Consider the following 16,849-nt stretch of genomic DNA (forward strand, 5'->3'; position numbering starts at 1 on the left):
GTTTGTCAGTGCGCGTGGGCACAGAAACGTGCCCACCCTAATCTTGAAAAGGAATTCAGCATGGCACGTAAGCACAGGCACGAGGAACATGAAAACCACGAGCGCTGGTTGGTGTCTTATGCGGATTTTATTACCCTGTTATTTGCTTTCTTTGTGGTGATGTACGCTATTTCTTCGGTGAATGAAGGTAAATACAAAGTACTGTCGAATTCGATGGTCGATGCTTTTAAGCAAACGCCAACCAGCAAGGAAGTGATTAAGCAGAATCAGCCTGTGGCGGGTGTGCCGGATAAGCTGGTGGTGCTGAATGTGGTTTCGACGCCAACACCTAGCCCTAAGCTCGCTGAGCAGACACAAAAAATGCAAGGTATGGCGGGGGATTTAAAAAAATCACTTGGGGCGCTCATTGATCAGGGCAAGGTGCGGGTCACTCAGTCCAAACGGGGCATTGCCGTTGAAATCAGCGATTCTGTTTTATTTGATACGGCTAAAGCAGATTTACATACCGAATCGGCCACCGCCTTGATTGCGGTGGCTGAGATGGTTAAAAACACCGATAACTTAATTCAAATCGAAGGCAATACCGATAATCAGGCGATGCGTTCTGGGCAGTTTCCTTCCAATTGGGAGTTGTCAGCTGCCCGTGCTGCTAGTGTGGTGCGATTATTTGTTGATGTGGGTGTTGCACCGCAGCGCTTGGTGGCGATTGGTTATGGCGAGTTCCGGCCTCAAGTCAGTAATGACACACCTGAAGGGCGCGCGAGTAATCGCCGAGTTACGCTCAATATCTTGGCCGATAATAAAGACGAAGTCGCGGTGTTGTCCTTGGGGAGCGAGACCAAACCTGCGCCCGCTCTCCCTGCGCCTAAATAAACTAGGGTTCACCCACTTAAAAGCAAAAAGATATGTAGCCACAGAGAAAATCCTAGGATATTTAGGTTTGCTCTGTTTGCTCTGTTTGCTCTGTGTTCTCACTTATATTTGTGTCTACAGGTTTAGGGTTGGGGGCTTCTATTTAAATCGAAAAATCCTCGGTCTCTCCACTTAAAGCCTGCATGGCTAAGTGGGCGCTTAGAAAGATCTCCCCATCCAGCGTGCTCAGCATCTCACTGCGTAATAAGTGATCCATAACCGGCCCTTTGACGTCGCTCAGGTGAATTTTAATTTGCCTTGCGCGTAAGTTTTCTTGCAGCAGGCCAATCGCCTGCATGGCGCTGTAGTCGATGCTATTTACGGCAGACAGAATCAAGACGAGGTGCTGGGTTTTAGGGGCTTTTTCTAAAATGTGCATCAGTTCGGTCTGTATTTTGGCGCTGTTGCCAAAGTAAAGACTCTCATCAATTCGCACGGCAACAATATGATCGCTTGTTTGCGTGTTAAAGCGATTGATATTGCGGTAATGCTCTGTGCCTGCAATTCTGCCAACTACCGCAATATGCGGCTGGCTGCTGCGATATAGAAAGAGCAAAAGAGATAATCCAACCCCTGCTAGAATACCCTGCATCACACCTAAGGCTAAAACAGCAAGCACGGTACAGGCAAAGGCCGCGCCATCACGCCGGTCGTAGCGCCAGCTGCGAATTAAAAAATCAAAATCAATAAGGCGAATGGCGACCAGAATAATTGTGGCCGCAAGTAGAGATTGCGGGATAAGAGTTAAGTAATCGTTGAGCGAGTATGCGGCAAGGGCAATCCATATTGCCGTCATGACGCCCGCTAATGGTGTGTTGGCACCCGATGCGGCATTGACGGCAGTGCGTGAAAATCCGCCACTTACCGGAAAACCCCCGCTGGCCGCTGCGGCAATATTGGCGGCGCCTAGGCCGATTAATTCTTGATTACTATCGACGCTACGTTTAGCTTTTAAGGCAAGGCTTTGGGCGATGGTAATGCTTTGTAAAAAGCCAGCCAGACCGATGGTGATGGCGGGGAGCCAAAGCTGGTTAAATGCGCTTTGATTGAGTACTGGCCAAAATAAGCGGGGCATGCTGCTGCTAAAAGAGCCTGTGAGGGGGGTGTTGATTTTTAAAAAAAATACAGCAGCGCTTATGATCAGCATCAGTAAGAGTGGGCTTAATTTGGCGAGGGCTGCGCCATAGCTTATTTTGTTGAGTAATTGAGTCAGAGGTCGGCCGGCCAGCCAAAGTAATACTAGGCAAATTAATCCAAAAGCTTGGATTTGGGGTAGGGCGTGGCTAAGTTGCCAGAGTAATTGTCCCAGATGCTCGCCCTCAACCCGTATGCCGAGTAAGGGGCCGATTTGCCCGACAATAATCAGAATGGCTGCACCACTGCTGAATCCATTGATGACGGGATGCGATAAAAGTTGCGTGATAAAACCAAGCCGCAGCAAGCCTAATAGCGCTAAAAAAAGACCAGAAAGTAAGGCAAGGCTGGCTGCCAGTGCACTGTATTCCGGCGAGCCAATGGCCGCTAAGGGGGCGAGTGCGCTGGCGGTCATGGCTGCGCTAATTGCCATCGGGCCAACAGACTGCACCATGCTGCTGGCAAAAAAGGCATAGACCACCAGTGGCAAAATACTGGCGTAAATACCCGCTTGCGGTGGCAATCCTGCCAATAGGGCGTAGGCCAGACTTTGGGGGATAAGTAAAACGGCCACAATTAAACTGGCTCCCAAATCCCCGATAAAGGTTTTTCTTTGATAAAGCGGTAGCCAATGCAAAATAGGCAGCAGCTTGCTTAGCAACTTGAGTTTACTCATGGCTTCTTAGGCAGCAGGGTAAAAATAAACATGCCCACAAGCATGGCAATGACAAAAATAAACGCTTTGGCTTCGCCCATGGCCAGTGCAACAATGCCAGGTCCCGGGCAAATGCCAGCTAAGCCCCAGCCAATGCCAAACAGAATGCTGCCGCCAATTAGGGGGCGGTCGATGATTTTACTATCGGGCAGGGACATTTTTTCATGGGTCAGTAATGTCTGCTTGCGGCTTTTTGCCCAGATAAAAAAGGGTGTGGCTGTAGCAATGGCACCGGTCATAACAAGGGCAAGGCTGGGGTCCCACTGGCCTGCCAGATCAAGAAATCCAATCACCTTGGCGGGATTCACCATGCCGGAAATAATCAGCCCTAAGCTAAATAATAGCCCTGAGAGTAAAGCAATTAATTTAAGCATCTTGGCCTCAGAATAAGTGGCGTGTAATCAGCACGGTGATAAATCCTGCACCCATAAAGCTGGCTACGGCGGCCAGTGACCGAATCGAAAACCGGGATAAGCCGCAAACGCCATGGCCACTGGTGCAGCCATTACCGTAGCGGGTGCCGATGCCAACCAAAAGCCCGGCAATAATGAGCATGGGTATATTGGCGCTGATCTGGATGTCTGCAGGGGAGTTAAACACCAGCCAAAGCAGGGGTGTTAAGAGTAGGCCGATTAAAAAAGAGCTGCGCCATGCCATCTCTTTGCTGGAGTGCGAGCTAAGTAAACCACCTAAAATACCGCTGATTCCTGCAACTCTCCCTGCTAACAGCACAAGTAATCCACTCGCTAGCCCAAGTAATGCTCCGCCCAGTAAGGCGTTCCACGGCGAAAAATGAATCCAGTCAATTTGCATCGGAGGTTTCCTTGAGATCGATCGGGCAGTAAAGGGCGTAGAGCACTTCAAGCAGTTGTTGTACTTCGGCACTGGCTAAGCTGTAATAAATGCGTTTGCCGTCCCGGCGCGTGTTGACCAGCCCTTCTTTGCGCAATACGGTGAGTTGCTGGGATAGTGTGGGTTGGCGGATGTCGAGCAAGGCTTCAAAGTCTGAAACGCATTTTTCGCTGTCTACCATCTGGCAGAGCAGCAAGAGCCGATCTTCATTTGCCATGACTTTTAAAATACGAGTTGCACCATGCGCCGCTTCACGCATGGCGAGGATTTGTTGGGGGGTCATTGTGTGTACCGTTGGAAGCATCTTTGATATATTATAGTTTTATATATAATATTTTCAAATATATTTAATCTGGAGTAGAAAAAATGCTGCTGCCTCAAGTTGAAGCCTTTTTTGATTCGAATACTTCTACAGTTAGTTACGTCGTGTTTGATCGGCAGGGTGGTCATGCTGCTTTAATTGATACGGTGCTGGATTACGATGCCAAATCCGGACGCACCTCCACGGCAAGCGCCGATCGCCTGATCGAGTTTGTGGCAGCTCATACCTTAAAGGTGGAGTGGATATTGGAAACCCATGCTCATGCCGATCATCTTTCTGCTGCTGCATATTTAAAAGCAAAGTTGGGAGGGAAAGTAGCGATTGGCCAGCAGATTCACCAAGTGCAGCGTATTTTTAAACCGGTATTTGGTTTGGAGGCTGATTTTGCCGTAGATGGTAGCCAGTTTGATGTTCTGTTTGTGGCGGGTGAGGTGTTTCAAATTGGCCAACTAAGCGCCACCGTGCTGTCTGTGCCGGGGCATACTCCGGCTGATATTGCCTATTTAATTGCCGATGCCCTATTTGTGGGCGACACCCTGTTTATGCCGGATGTGGGCTCGGCCCGCTGCGATTTCCCAGGAGGTGATGCTGCATTGCTTTACGATTCAATTCAGCAGCTTCTGGCTTTGCCGGATACAACGCGCGTATTTGTCTGTCATGATTATTTGCCCGCAGGGCGCTCACAGGTGCAATGGCAAACCAGCATTGCAGAGCAGCGCAAGGCCAATATCCATTTGCATCAGGGGATAAGTAAAGCGGCCTTTATTGCGATGCGTGAAGCGCGGGACAAAACATTGGATATGCCGCAGTTGATTTTACCGGCGATTCAAATCAATATCCGTGCCGGGGGCTTTCCAGAGGCTGAAGCGGATGGACAGCGCTACTTAAAAATCCCCCTAGATGTGCTGTAAAAAAACAAATTAATTAACGAGAGCAAACATGGCCGGAACCAGTCTTTTAGTATTACTTGATGATATCGCCGCAGTTTTAGACGATGTTGCGCTGATGACCAAAATAGCAGCAAAAAAAACCGCGGGCGTTTTGGGGGACGATCTGGCTTTAAATGCCGAGCAAGTTTCAGGCGTGCGTGCCGAGCGTGAGTTGCCTGTGGTGTGGGCTGTGGCAAAAGGCTCGTTTATCAATAAGCTGATTCTGGTGCCTGCTGCCTTGGCAATCAGTGCCATTGCTCCTTTGCTGATTACGCCGCTGCTGATGTTGGGGGGCGCTTATCTTTGTTTTGAAGGCTTTGAAAAACTGGCGCATAAATTTTTACACCACAGCGGCGAAGATCAGGCTGAAAAAGAAGCACTGGCCCATGCTCTGGATAATCCGGCGATTGATTTGGTGGCATTTGAAAAAGATAAAATCAAAGGCGCGATTCGGACGGATTTTGTGCTTTCTGCCGAAATTATCGTGATCTCGCTTGGCACTGTTGCGGCAGCGCCGTTTGTGTCGCAACTGACGGTGCTTTCTATTATTGCCATTGTGATGACAGTGGGCGTTTATGGCTTGGTGGCGGGGATTGTTAAGCTTGATGACGCGGGGCTTTACCTCTGCAAAAAGCAGGGCAGCGATATGCTGACAAAAATCCAGCATAAAATTGGCACGGCCTGCTTGCTGGGTGCACCTTACCTTATGAAAACGCTTGCCGTAGTGGGAACGGTCGCTATGTTTATGGTGGGTGGCGGCATCCTGACGCATGGCTTTGCCCCTGCGCATGAATTGATTGAGCACTTAAGCGAAGCGGCAAGTCGCTTAAGTGGCATAGGTGCGGTTTTGCACGTGGTCTTGCCTAGCCTGCTGGATGCGGTGGTGGGTGTGCTGGCCGGGGCTGCTTTACTTGCGGCTTGGATGGGCTTATCAACTGCTTTGAAAGCCGTGAAGTCTTAAGCTTGGTTTTAGGGAGTGTTTGACACTGCTTTAAATATCAAGGGCAATTGATTTGCCCTTGATTGTTTTTTTATGGTGATATTTGTATTAGTGTTTTCTAAAGTAGTTTATTTTTTATTTGATTTATTGCGAGTAAGTATTTGAAGGCGTTGAGTTTTATCATCAGGCAAAAGAGTTTGGTGTGCCGCGTAGTTTTTGCCTTCCTCTTAATGAGTGCATATTAATGTGATTAATAGCATGAATGATATGGGTAGAAACGGTGTCTTGTGATGTTAAGCCACGCTGGCTCTAGGTAAAAAGTACAGTAAAATTGAGCTAATATAAGGCTTAGTAAGGGTACTGAGTCGCTTAAGTCTGGTATCCTTTTACATGAATGCAGTTAGTGCCGCGTAAATGTCTAAATGGGCGATGTGGCTTGGCTGGCAAATAAACTCAATAAAGCAAGAAAATGGCCGAATAGGGTCACGATTTTTTCATCAAGGCCATTTGTAATGGGTATTTTTGCATGTGCCGATGAAAAACTGTTGTGGCTGAATAGATGGTTAGGCCGCTTATCTAATTAACACTGAATATAGACTGGTCCGATATCGGCTCGGATATTTCACCCTTGTTGCATCAGCTTTTGCTTGGGGTGCTATTCGCAATGATAGATCGACTTGCCAAGAGACCTAAAGAATGACCGATTTGCAACTAGGATCGCTGATTGTGGGTGGCGTGATTGTCGCCACCGTTTACGCCTTCAATTGGTGGCAGGAATATCGCTATCGTAAGCAAGCTTCCAAAGCGTTTGCGCGTAATGAAAGTGATGCCTTACTTGATGTGCCCAAAAACATGGTGCGCACAGGCGAAGCCAGCCGCATGGAGCCTTCTTTAGAGCGCGCTGAACAGGTGGCTGATCGTTTTGAGCCTCAGTTTGCCGAGCCGGAATTCGAAGCTGAAGTTGCGGCTCCACCTATGCGTGAGCCTTATGTAGAGCCTGTTGTTGCGCCTTCTCCGCTTGCGGCCCCCGTCCTCAGCGCGCCAGTGGCTGCAGTGGAAGTGTCGGCTCAGCCTGCAGCGATTGTGGGTGATGATCATGAGGCGTTGGCTAGCAGCTTACTCGATCCTGCTCTTGATTTTATTGCTGAAATCCATGCCACTGAGCTGATTGCCGCTACAGAGCTGCCCGTGTTTCGTGGCTCTAAACGTGTGCAGGTGATGGGGTGCACACAGGATCGCCGCTGGGAGGCCTGTGTACCCAGCGCGCGCTCACGTTATAAAGAATTGAAAATTGGGTTGCAATTAGCTGATCGTCAAGGGGCATTAAGCTCGGAACAACTCAATGCTTTTTGTATGTCTGTGCAGCAGTTTGCCGATGAGCATGAAGCGGTGGTGACTTTTCCTCAGCGCTCGGCCAAACTGGTGGCGGCCACTAATCTGGACGAATTTTGCGCTGGTGTAGATGTGCTGATTGGCTTGAATGTGATGGCGGCCAGCCGCCCGTTTCCAATGGAGCGGGTGCGCTTACTGGCAGAAAATGCTGGTCTGATCCGCAGCCCTGAAGGCGCGTTCCATTATCGTAGTGATTCGGGTAAGACTCTTTTTACTTTATCCAATCATGACCATAGTCATTTTGGTAATACATCGACAGGCTTGACGCTACTGTTTGACGTGCCCCGGGTAGCAGGTGGTGTTTCGGTGTTTGATTACTTTGCCGAGTTTGCTCAGCACTTATCCGTGGCTTTATCGGGTGAGCTGGTAGACGATAATAGCAAGCCACTGACTGAGGCTAGCCTTGATAATATTCGTAAGCAGCTAGGTGTTTTGTACGCAAAAATGGACGATAGAGGTATTGCGCCAGGGTCGGTAGCGGCTTTACGTTTATTTGCCTGAGTTGTGCAGAGGCGCAGGGTGATAAGTTTTACAACAATGCCGCTGCTCGTCAGCGGCATTGCTACTTTGGGGTGAATGCAGGCAGATTGTGCTGCATTTTTCGGCTAAAGTGACGATACGAGTATATCGCTGTTACGCTGCAGGAGGGTGTATGAAACGCGCCCAAGTAAGCTGTGCGATTGCCAGTGTAGTCCTGACTTCCTGTGCTGCCCTTCTGCCCGATTCGGAGCAAATTAGCCGTACGCCTTGGCCCGATTATCAAACGGCAGAGCACGCATTTAAAAGCATTTCTTTGGAAACGACCAGCTTGCAGCAATTGCACGCAATGGGGCTGGATCCGCTTAAAACACCTAATATTGTGGTATTGAGCTACGCAGATTTAATGCGCCGCTTAGCTTTGAGCGGGGCAGGCGAGCCGCGTTTATTAGCGCCGCAAATTCAGGCATGCATCGCTGCACAAACATCTTGCTTTGCTTATGAAATTGAGCAAAAAAGTTCGGTCAGAAAGCGCTATGGTAATTTCTGGGCGGATTTTTTAAACTTTGAGCGAAAAACGATTATTTCGGGCTGGCATTTTGACGTGATCTTTATTATTCAGGATGGCGTGCTGGTTTATAAGCTCTGGAGCGGTACGCCCAGTATTGAGCAGTTTGAACAAGAAAATACCCCGCTTGGGCCATTTCAAGGCATGGGGATTTCTATTTTTGCTCGCTAGGCGGCTCGCTTAATGCAGAATTCAAGCAGCGGCACAGCTTGGCCGTGTTGCTGCCATTACCTATATGCTGTTGATTATTGATGCCCAAATACAGTAGGAGGGGCTAAAGTCACTCTTACAAGAAAACGAGGCTTCTTTGCTTAAATTGATAGAATTAGGTATCTGCCTAGTTAGGATGTTGCTATCTTTCCTCTGAAATTTATCCCGTTTTAATCCCCAATTCAGCCTACGACCCCGAAAATGATGACTCTGCCAGAACAGGCGCAATCTCTGCGCAAACAACTTCACCAATATGCCCATGAATACTATGTACTCGATGCACCCACGGTGCCTGATGCTGAGTACGATCGCCTGTTTTGTGAGCTGCAAGCGCTGGAAATAAGCAATCCTGAGCTGGCGACGCCCGATTCGCCCACGTTGCGAGTGGGCGGCAAGCCGCTGCCGCAGTTTGAGCCGGTTACCCACACCATTGCCATGCTGTCGATTCGTACTGAAACTGATGTGACCCCGGCAGGCGCATTGGCTTTTGATGTCAGCGTGCGTAAAGAGCTGGATTTGCCTTTAAGTGCCGCTGCGATTGAATACGCGGCCGAGCTGAAATTTGATGGCTTGGCCATTAGCCTGCGCTATGAAAACGGTGTGCTAGTGCAAGCCGCCACGCGGGGGGACGGCGCAACCGGTGAGGATGTCACACAAAATATCCGTACCATTTTGCAGATTCCACTGCGTTTACGGGGTGAGGATTTACCCGCGGTACTCGAGGTGCGTGGCGAGGTGTATATGCGTCGCGACGATTTTGATCGCCTGAATGCACGCCAATTGATTGCGAGTGAAAAACTTTTTGTTAATCCAAGAAACACCGCCGCCGGTGCGGTGCGTCAGCTCAATCCCGCCATTGCAGCCGCGAGGCCGCTGTCTTTCTTTGCCTATGGATTAGGCGTGGCCGAAGGCTGGCCGCAGCCAGCTACGCATTCTGCCGTGCTGGATGCGTTGGCAGGATTGGGTTTTCCGGTTTGTGCCGAGCGGGCTGTGCTGCAAGGTGGGGCGGGCTTGGCTGAATTTCATGCTCATGTGAGCGACATCCGAGGCAGCCTGCCTTTTGATATTGACGGTGTGGTTTACAAAGTAAATAGCATGGCGCTGCAAAAAGAGTTGGGCTTCAGAACCCGTGAACCACGCTGGGCCGTAGCGCATAAATTCCCTGCCCAAGAAGTCTTAACCATTGTGGAGGCGATTGATGTGCAGGTTGGGCGCACTGGTGCTATTACCCCTGTGGCGCGCTTGCAGCCGGTGTTTGTTGGGGGGGTGACCGTGACCAATGCCACGCTCCACAACGAAGACGAAGCAAGGCGCAAAGATGTGCGGGTGGGCGATACCGTGGCCGTGCGCCGCGCCGGAGATGTGATTCCGGAAGTGGTTAATGTGGTGCTGGAGTGCCGCCCTATGAAATATGTGCCGGGCGTAGATTTATTCTCGCCCGCGCAAGAGCCGCTTTACCCCGTGTTTTCACTGCCCAAAGCCTGCCCGGTTTGTGGCTCGCACGTGGTGCGTGAAGAGGGCGAAGCGATTGCGCGCTGCTCGGGGGGCTTGAGCTGCTCCGCGCAGCGCAAAGAAGCAATTCGTCACTTTGCTGGCCGACGCATGATGGATATTGATGGCTTGGGCGAGCGTTATGTAGAGAGCTTGGTTGATTTGGGCTATGTGAAATCGCTGGCGGATTTGTACGCCCTGACGCTGGACGATTTTCAGAATATGAAAGCCGCCGCAGATGAAGCTGCAGGGGTGAGTGCGGAGAGTATTGCGCAAGGCCGCCTTGCGACCAAATGGGCAGAAAACTTGCTGGAAGGCATTGCTGCAAGTAAAACACCGCTCTTGGCCCGTTTCTTATTTGCACTGGGGATTCGCCATGTGGGTGAGTCAACCGCCAAAACACTAGCGGATTGGCTGGGCAGGCTGGAATTAATTCGCCATGCCCCGGTGCCGCTATTGCGATCCCTGCCCGATATTGGTGACACCGTGGCGGTGGCGATTAGCGAATTTTTTGCTGAGCCTAAAAATCAACTCGCGCTCGATGCTTTACTCGCAGCGGGCATCGCCCCAAAAGATGAGCATGCTCCAAGTGGCTTGCTGCGTGAAAAACTACAGCCCGCCGTGCTTTACGCCCATCTGGCGGTGCCTAAATTATCAACTGTGCGTAGTAGCCAATTGGCTGAGCGAGTCACCCGCTTAAGTGAGCTGGCAGAGGCCGATTGGCTCTCGCTCACCTTTTTGCCTAGCGATGTGGCCAAGGCTTTGCTGGCTTGGCTGGATGAAGAGGGGCGGCGTGCATCGCTACAGAGCTTGGCTAAATGGTGTGCAGATTTAGAAAGCCAGTTGCCTGAGGAGCTTGAATCGATCGCTGGCGTATTTAAAGATAAAACGCTGGTGCTGACTGGTACGCTACCCACTTTATCACGCGATGCGGCTAAGGATTTGATTGAAGCTGCGGGGGGCAAAGTATCTGGCAGCGTTTCGAAAAAAACCCATTATGTGGTGGCAGGGAGTGATGCGGGTAGCAAGCTGACTAAGGCACAGGATTTGGGGGTGTCAATTTTAGATGAGGCGGCATTGCTGCGGATGTTGGAGGGCTAAGGGCTTTTTTACCTTTTTTAAGGGGCGCTACCGCAGGTGTGTTTTAGCCAAGATTACCTGCCTAGCGCTTTGCAGAAAGCCACTCCTGCAAAAACGCTTTGCCCTAAGTACTTTGCTTTAGCTAAGAATTGCTGCGGCAATGTTTATTTTATTAAACATTCGTGAATCCAACTTTATACCTTGACGGTGGTGTTTATTTGGATAAACATTACGTCATGCAAAAGTCTGAAGCAATCAAACTGTTTGGCACCCAAACCCGCTTAGCCGATGCGTTAGGGCTTGGGCGCTCTGCTGTTTCCCAGTGGCCGGGCACGCTCCTTCAGCGCCAGGCGGATCAGGTATTGGGTGCCGCCCTTAGATTAGGTTTACTCTCTACTTCATATCAGGATTCTCACATGCAAAAAGTACGCAAGGCTGTATTCCCTGTCGCAGGCATGGGCACACGTTTTCTGCCCGCTACCAAGGCTAGCCCAAAAGAAATGATGCCCGTTGTGGATAAGCCGCTGATTCAGTATGCGGTGGAAGAAGCGCTGGCGGCTGGCATTACCGAAATGATCTTTATTACCGGCCGTAATAAACGCAGCATCGAAGATCACTTTGATAAAGCGTATGAATTAGAAGTTGAGCTGGAAGCCAAGAATAAACAAGCGTTGCTGGAAATTCTGCGTGGCATTATTCCAAAGTCAGTCAGCTGCATTTATATTCGCCAACCAGAGGCACTGGGCCTAGGTCACGCCGTGCTCTGCGCTAAACCTGTAGTTGGGGATGAGCCGTTTGCAGTGATTCTGGCGGATGATTTGATTGATGGCGGCGCAACCAGCGAAATGAAACGTATGGTTGATGTATTCAGCGATACGCACTGCTCCATCCTCGGTGTTGAGCAAGTGCCGCAACAAGACACCGGCTCTTACGGCATTGTAGAAATTCAAGATGGCAACGGTCGTTTGAAAATCACCAATATCGTCGAAAAACCAAAGCCAGAAGAAGCACCATCCAATCTGGCTGTTGTTGGTCGCTATATCTTAACGCCGCGTATTTTCCATCATTTGCAGCATGTGCAGCCCGGTAAGGGCGGTGAAATCCAGCTTACCGACGGCATCTTTGCTCTGATGCAAGAACAACACATCCTCGCGCATAAAATCATCGGCACCCGCTACGATTGTGGCTCTAAGCTAGGCTATTTAAAAGCGACAATGGCTTATGGCATGAAGCATGGCGAAGTAGGAGAAGAATTCTCGGCTTACGTGAAGGGTCTAAAAGCTTAAGTGCTATTTCAATAGGCTTGCAAAAAAGGCGGCACCACTGGTGCCGCCTTTTTTTTTGCGCTATGATGAATTAGCATTAATTAATTTTGATTTTTTTTGAATTTATTGAAAGAGTCTACTGATATTGCTGATTGGATTATAGAAATTTTTTAAATTTATATAATCAAGGTGATTGTCTTTCTAGTGTGACTTTATATTCAATTTTTATTCATTCTGTTTTTGTTTTGTCGTGATCATTTTGGGTGGAGACGGGTGTGTTTAATCATAAAGCAATTCTAATTACTGGTGGAACAGGCTCATTTGGCAAGCAGTTTATTCGTACGCTGCTAGCTAAGTATCAACCTAGTCGAGTGGTGGTTTTTTCAAGAGATGAGTTGAAGCAGTTTGAAATGCAGCAGGAATTTAATGCTCCGTGCATGCGCTATTTTTTAGGGGATGTGCGCGATGCTACTCGTTTAAAGCAGGCGATGCGAGGGATTCATTTTGTTGTACATGCTGCAGCATTAAAGCAAGTGCCCGCTGCAGAATATAATCCTACCGAATGTATCAGAACAAATGTAAATGGCGCAGAAAATGTGATTAATGCCGCTATTGAAAATGGTATTGAAAAGGTTATTGCACTTTCAACGGATAAAGCATCTAGTCCTATTAATTTATATGGTGCAACAAAACTCCTTTCAGATAAATTATTTGTGGCCGCAAATAATATGGTGGGCGATCATCCAACTCGTTTTGCTGTGGTTCGTTATGGAAATGTGGTGGGTTCAAGAGGGTCTGTGGTCCCGTTTTTCAAACAGCTCATTCATAACAATGCAGATCATTTGCCTATTACTGATCCACGTATGACGCGTTTTTGGATTACCTTGCAACATGGGGTGGATTTTGTGATGCAGGGCTTTGCCAGAATGTATGGGGGTGAATTATTTGTGCCTAAAATTCCGTCGGTGCGTATTACCGATTTGGCGCTGGCGATGGCGCCTGATTTATCTCAGAAAATAATTGGTATTCGCCCTGGTGAAAAACTGCATGAAATGATGATTTCCAGGGATGATAGTCTGCATACCCTAGAGTTTCATGATCATTATGTGATTACACCAAGTATTCAATTTGTTGCTGCTCGTGATTTTTCAATAAATGGTTTGTCAGAGCCGGGTGTATTGGTTGAGCAGGGGTTTAAATATGTCTCAGATCAGAATGAGCATTTTTTAAGCGTGCTTGAGTTGCAATCAATGGATCAGGCAACGCTATGATTCCTTATGGGCATCAATTGATCAGTGCCGCAGACATTGCTGCCGTTACTGAGGTGCTGCAATCAGATTGGTTAACGCAAGGGCCAGCAGGGCCTCTTTTTGAGCGAGCTCTTGCTGATCTTTGCCAGAGTAAGCATGCATTAGGCGTAAGTAGTGCAACAGCTGCTTTGCATTTGGCTTGCTTGGCCCTAGGAGTGGGGCAAGGAGACCGAGTTTGGACTAGCCCCAATACTTTTGTTGCCAGTGCAAATTGCGCCAGATATTGCGGGGCAGAGGTCGATTTTGTAGATATTGACCCGCGAACACGCAATATGTGTGCACAGGCACTGGCAGAGAAACTGCGGCTTGCTGCACTGAAGAATGCGCTGCCTAAGGTGCTGATTCCCGTGCATTTTGCGGGCGAGCCTTGTGATATGGCCGCAATATCGGCACTTGCCAAGCAGTATGGGATCAAAGTAATTGAGGATGCTTCTCATGCGATAGGTGCTCAGTATAAAGATGGGAGCACTGTGGGGGCCGGGCAATACGCCGAGCTGACTGTGTTTAGTTTCCATCCCGTCAAAATTATTACGACCGCTGAAGGTGGCGCTTTGCTTTGTCAGGATGATGCTTTGTTTGCAAGGCTTAATCGCTTACGTAGCCATGGCATTACGCGAGATTCAGGGGCGATGGATCAATGTGATGGTCCTTGGTATTACCAACAACTGGAACTCGGATTTAATTATCGTTTGAGTGATTTGCAGGCGGCACTGGGTAGAAGTCAACTCAATGAGCTAGCGGCGTTTATTCAGCGTCGCCGTGATTTGGCGCGTCGTTATCATCAGCTTTTAGCGGGTTTACCCATACAGCTGCCAGTAAAAAGTGAGCACTCAGCTTGGCATTTATATGTCATTGAGGTAGATGCCGCACAAAGAGCCGCTATTTTCTCTGCCTTACGTGCGGCAGATATTGGCGCTAATGTGCATTATATTCCGGTACATTTGCAGCCTTATTACCGTGAATTAGGCTTTAAATTGGGTGATTTTCCAAATTCAGAAGCTTATTATTCCGGTGCAATTACTTTGCCCTTATACGCAGATTTAAGTGAGGAGCAGCAGGATTTTGTGGTGAGTATTTTGACAAAGGCTTGTCAATGAAGCTTGCGATTATCCCTGCGCGTGGCGGTAGTAAGCGTATCCCACGTAAAAATATTAAATTATTTCATGGGCAGCCTTTGTTGGCTTATTCCATTGCAGCAGCAAAAGCATCGGGTGAATTTGATCGGATTATTGTAAGTACCGACGATACTGAAATTGCATTATTGGCTGAAAAATTGGGTGCAGAGGTCCCTTTTATTCGTCCGGCTCATTTGAGTGGCGATCATACGAGCACGATTGATGTCATCCAGCACGCTATCCAAACCTTGCAAGATCAAGGGCATTTTTTTGATTTTGTATGCTGCATTTATGCGACGGCCCCTTTCTTGCGAGCCAGCTTTTTGAGTCAGGGCGTGCAGTTTTTAATAAATTGCCCTAGTGCTTCTTATGCGTTTTCTGTGACGACCTTTGCTTTTCCGGTACAAAGGGCGATTTGCTTGGATGCATCTGGCCGAGTGGGGGCGCTCTACCCAGAGTTTCGCAATACACGTTCGCAAGACTTACCCGAAGCATTGCATGATGCAGGGCAATTTTATTGGGGGCGTTGTGATGCCTGGCTACGGGGAGATGTTATTTTTTCAGCATGCTCGCTTCCCGTGCGACTTCCTCGACATTTGGTTCAAGATATTGATACACCAGAAGACTGGCTAATGGCAGAGCATATGTTTGCAGCGGTTCTCGCTAATGAGGCTGCGCAATCATGAAAGTATTAATACGAGCAGACGCCTCGTCTGTCATTGGAATCGGGCATGTCATGCGCTGCCTTACCTTGGCCAATGAATTACGTGCTCGTGGCGCTGAAATCGTTTTTGCATGCAGTGAGTTTTCCGGGCATTTAATTGCATATATTGGTGCTCAAGCTTTTGAGGTCATTCCCCTTGCTGCGCCTTCCTTGCCTCTAAATTGGCAGGCTGATGCGCATTCTTTGCAAGTAAAAATCACCCCGGATTTTGATTGGATCATTGTCGATCACTATGGATTAGATAAAGACTGGGAATGCGCAATGCGCCCCTTTACTAAATACATTGCCGTGATCGATGATCTTTGCAATCGGCCGCACGATGCAAATTTATTACTCGACCAGAATCTGAGTGCGGAAAGGGACGCATACGAGCAATGGGTACCTACACATTGCCAGTTATTATTAGGGCCAAAATATGCTTTGTTGCGGTCTGAGTTTATTGGTGGGCCCATTACAATAAAGCCACAAATTGAACGCATCTTGGTCAATTTTGGTGGAGCAGATCCAAGTCGAGAAATGTTTAAAGTAATGGAAGCCTTGCAAGAAACGCAGGGTATTCATGTGGATTTTGTGGCGGGTAGAAGTAATCTGGCTTGGCATGAATTACAGCAACATATTTTAAGTCAGCCTAATTGGCATTTTTATCATTATGTGGATGATTTTTCGCAGCTTATGCGCCAAGCCGATTTATTTATTGGCGCAGGAGGAAGCTCCACTTGGGAGCGGGCCGCATTAGGTTTGCCTTCTATTTGTATTGCGGTTGCGGAAAATCAGGTGTCAATTGCGCAAGTGATGCACGCTAATGGCATGCATTGTTATCTTGGTGATTCGGCGTCTGTAACTGCTGCTGATATCCGGCAGCAGGTGGCCGCGCTAAGTGATTTATCGCAGCGCTTAAGCTGGGCTAATCAATCATTTACCCTTGTCGATGCTAAAGGTGCTGGTCGAGTCGCCACTGCCCTGCTTCAATCTACTTTGCAAATGCGCAATGTTGTCTTTGACGATGCCTCCTTATTATTTACGGCCCGTAATGCGCCTGAAGTCAGAATTTGGTCTTTGGAATCAGACGTGCTGAGCTGGGAGGCGCATTGTGCTTGGTTGAAGAATAAGTTGAGCAGCTTCGATACCCTATTGTTGATCGGTGAAGCGATTGATGGTCCGGTGGGTATTGTGCGTTTCGATCGATTTATGGACAAACAAGTTGAAATTTCTATTTATTTATTGCAAGGGCGTTATCAAATGGGTTGGGGCCGTGTTTTATTACGCGCCGCTGAAACTTATTTGATTAAAAATTGGCCAGATACCAAATGCATTAGAGCGTTTATTAAAGAAGAGAATAGTGTATCAATCAGAATGTTTGTGGCGGCAGGGTATCAGCTGGAGCAAGGCTATTACCTTCATTATATCCAGTAG

At 48.5% G+C, this 16,849-nt stretch carries 15 protein-coding genes; 11 read left to right on the plus strand and 4 right to left on the minus strand.

What is annotated here, in order from left to right:
• Nucleotides 1–60: 60 nt before the first annotated feature.
• The gene (motD, locus tag VN23_RS03170) at nucleotides 61–873 is read left to right on the plus strand and encodes a flagellar motor protein MotD (protein WP_046353250.1); all 813 of its coding nucleotides are present in this window, start codon (nucleotides 61–63) and stop codon (nucleotides 871–873) included.
• Nucleotides 874–1,015: 142 nt separating this feature from the next.
• On the opposite strand, the gene VN23_RS03175 is transcribed toward motD, so the two are convergent.
• From VN23_RS03175 to VN23_RS03190, 4 genes are read right to left on the minus strand one after another with little or no spacing between them, the layout of a single operon-like run.
• Nucleotides 1,016–2,722, minus strand: coding sequence for a SulP family inorganic anion transporter (locus VN23_RS03175; protein ID WP_046353249.1), 1,707 nt, complete (start codon nucleotides 2,720–2,722; stop codon nucleotides 1,016–1,018).
• Nucleotides 2,719–3,135 (minus strand): DUF6691 family protein, encoded by a 417-nt coding sequence (locus VN23_RS03180; RefSeq protein ID WP_046353248.1) that lies wholly within the window; start codon nucleotides 3,133–3,135, stop codon nucleotides 2,719–2,721. The genes VN23_RS03175 and VN23_RS03180 overlap by 4 nt, the downstream gene beginning before the upstream one ends.
• Nucleotides 3,136–3,142: 7 nt before the next feature.
• Nucleotides 3,143–3,574, minus strand: coding sequence for a YeeE/YedE family protein (locus VN23_RS03185; protein WP_046353247.1), 432 nt, complete (start codon nucleotides 3,572–3,574; stop codon nucleotides 3,143–3,145).
• A complete protein-coding gene (locus VN23_RS03190; protein ID WP_231743331.1) occupies nucleotides 3,564–3,896 on the minus strand; it encodes an ArsR/SmtB family transcription factor in 333 nt (110 codons plus the stop codon). Before VN23_RS03190 ends, VN23_RS03185 begins: the two co-directional genes overlap by 11 nt.
• A gap of 86 nt (nucleotides 3,897–3,982) precedes the next feature.
• Here VN23_RS03190 and VN23_RS03195 point away from each other — a divergent pair, with 86 nt between their 5' ends.
• From VN23_RS03195 to pseG, 10 genes are all read left to right on the plus strand, one after another.
• Nucleotides 3,983–4,846: an MBL fold metallo-hydrolase gene (locus tag VN23_RS03195; RefSeq protein WP_046353505.1), complete on the plus strand. Its 864-nt coding sequence runs from the start codon at nucleotides 3,983–3,985 to the stop codon at nucleotides 4,844–4,846.
• Nucleotides 4,847–4,874: 28 nt separating this feature from the next.
• Nucleotides 4,875–5,825, plus strand: a complete 951-nt coding sequence (locus VN23_RS03200; RefSeq protein ID WP_046353245.1) for a DUF808 domain-containing protein — start codon at nucleotides 4,875–4,877, stop codon at nucleotides 5,823–5,825.
• A gap of 675 nt (nucleotides 5,826–6,500) precedes the next feature.
• Entirely contained in the window at nucleotides 6,501–7,697 is a 1,197-nt protein-coding gene (locus VN23_RS03205) for a cell division protein ZipA C-terminal FtsZ-binding domain-containing protein (RefSeq protein ID WP_046353244.1), read from the plus strand.
• A gap of 151 nt (nucleotides 7,698–7,848) precedes the next feature.
• Nucleotides 7,849–8,412, plus strand: coding sequence for a hypothetical protein (locus tag VN23_RS03210; protein WP_046353243.1), 564 nt, complete (start codon nucleotides 7,849–7,851; stop codon nucleotides 8,410–8,412).
• Nucleotides 8,413–8,652: 240 nt separating this feature from the next.
• The gene (ligA, locus tag VN23_RS03215) at nucleotides 8,653–11,043 is read left to right on the plus strand and encodes an NAD-dependent DNA ligase LigA (protein ID WP_046353242.1); all 2,391 of its coding nucleotides are present in this window, start codon (nucleotides 8,653–8,655) and stop codon (nucleotides 11,041–11,043) included.
• A gap of 395 nt (nucleotides 11,044–11,438) precedes the next feature.
• Nucleotides 11,439–12,308 (plus strand): UTP--glucose-1-phosphate uridylyltransferase GalU, encoded by an 870-nt coding sequence (gene galU, locus VN23_RS03220; RefSeq protein ID WP_046353504.1) that lies wholly within the window; start codon nucleotides 11,439–11,441, stop codon nucleotides 12,306–12,308.
• Between the two features lie 254 nt (nucleotides 12,309–12,562).
• On the plus strand, nucleotides 12,563–13,558 hold the full coding sequence (gene pseB / locus VN23_RS03225) for a UDP-N-acetylglucosamine 4,6-dehydratase (inverting) (protein WP_046353241.1): 996 nt from the start codon (nucleotides 12,563–12,565) through the stop codon (nucleotides 13,556–13,558).
• On the plus strand, nucleotides 13,555–14,694 hold the full coding sequence (gene pseC, locus VN23_RS03230; RefSeq protein WP_062654804.1) for a UDP-4-amino-4,6-dideoxy-N-acetyl-beta-L-altrosamine transaminase: 1,140 nt from the start codon (nucleotides 13,555–13,557) through the stop codon (nucleotides 14,692–14,694). The genes pseB and pseC overlap by 4 nt, the downstream gene beginning before the upstream one ends.
• A complete protein-coding gene (gene pseF / locus VN23_RS03235) occupies nucleotides 14,691–15,398 on the plus strand; it encodes a pseudaminic acid cytidylyltransferase (RefSeq protein ID WP_046353239.1) in 708 nt (235 codons plus the stop codon). The genes pseC and pseF overlap by 4 nt, the downstream gene beginning before the upstream one ends.
• On the plus strand, nucleotides 15,395–16,849 hold the full coding sequence (gene pseG / locus VN23_RS03240) for a UDP-2,4-diacetamido-2,4,6-trideoxy-beta-L-altropyranose hydrolase (protein WP_046353238.1): 1,455 nt from the start codon (nucleotides 15,395–15,397) through the stop codon (nucleotides 16,847–16,849). The genes pseF and pseG overlap by 4 nt, the downstream gene beginning before the upstream one ends.

Origin of the sequence: Janthinobacterium sp. B9-8 (genome assembly GCF_000969645.2) — a bacterium.
In the GTDB taxonomy this organism is placed as follows: Bacteria; Pseudomonadota; Gammaproteobacteria; order Burkholderiales; family Chitinibacteraceae; genus Iodobacter.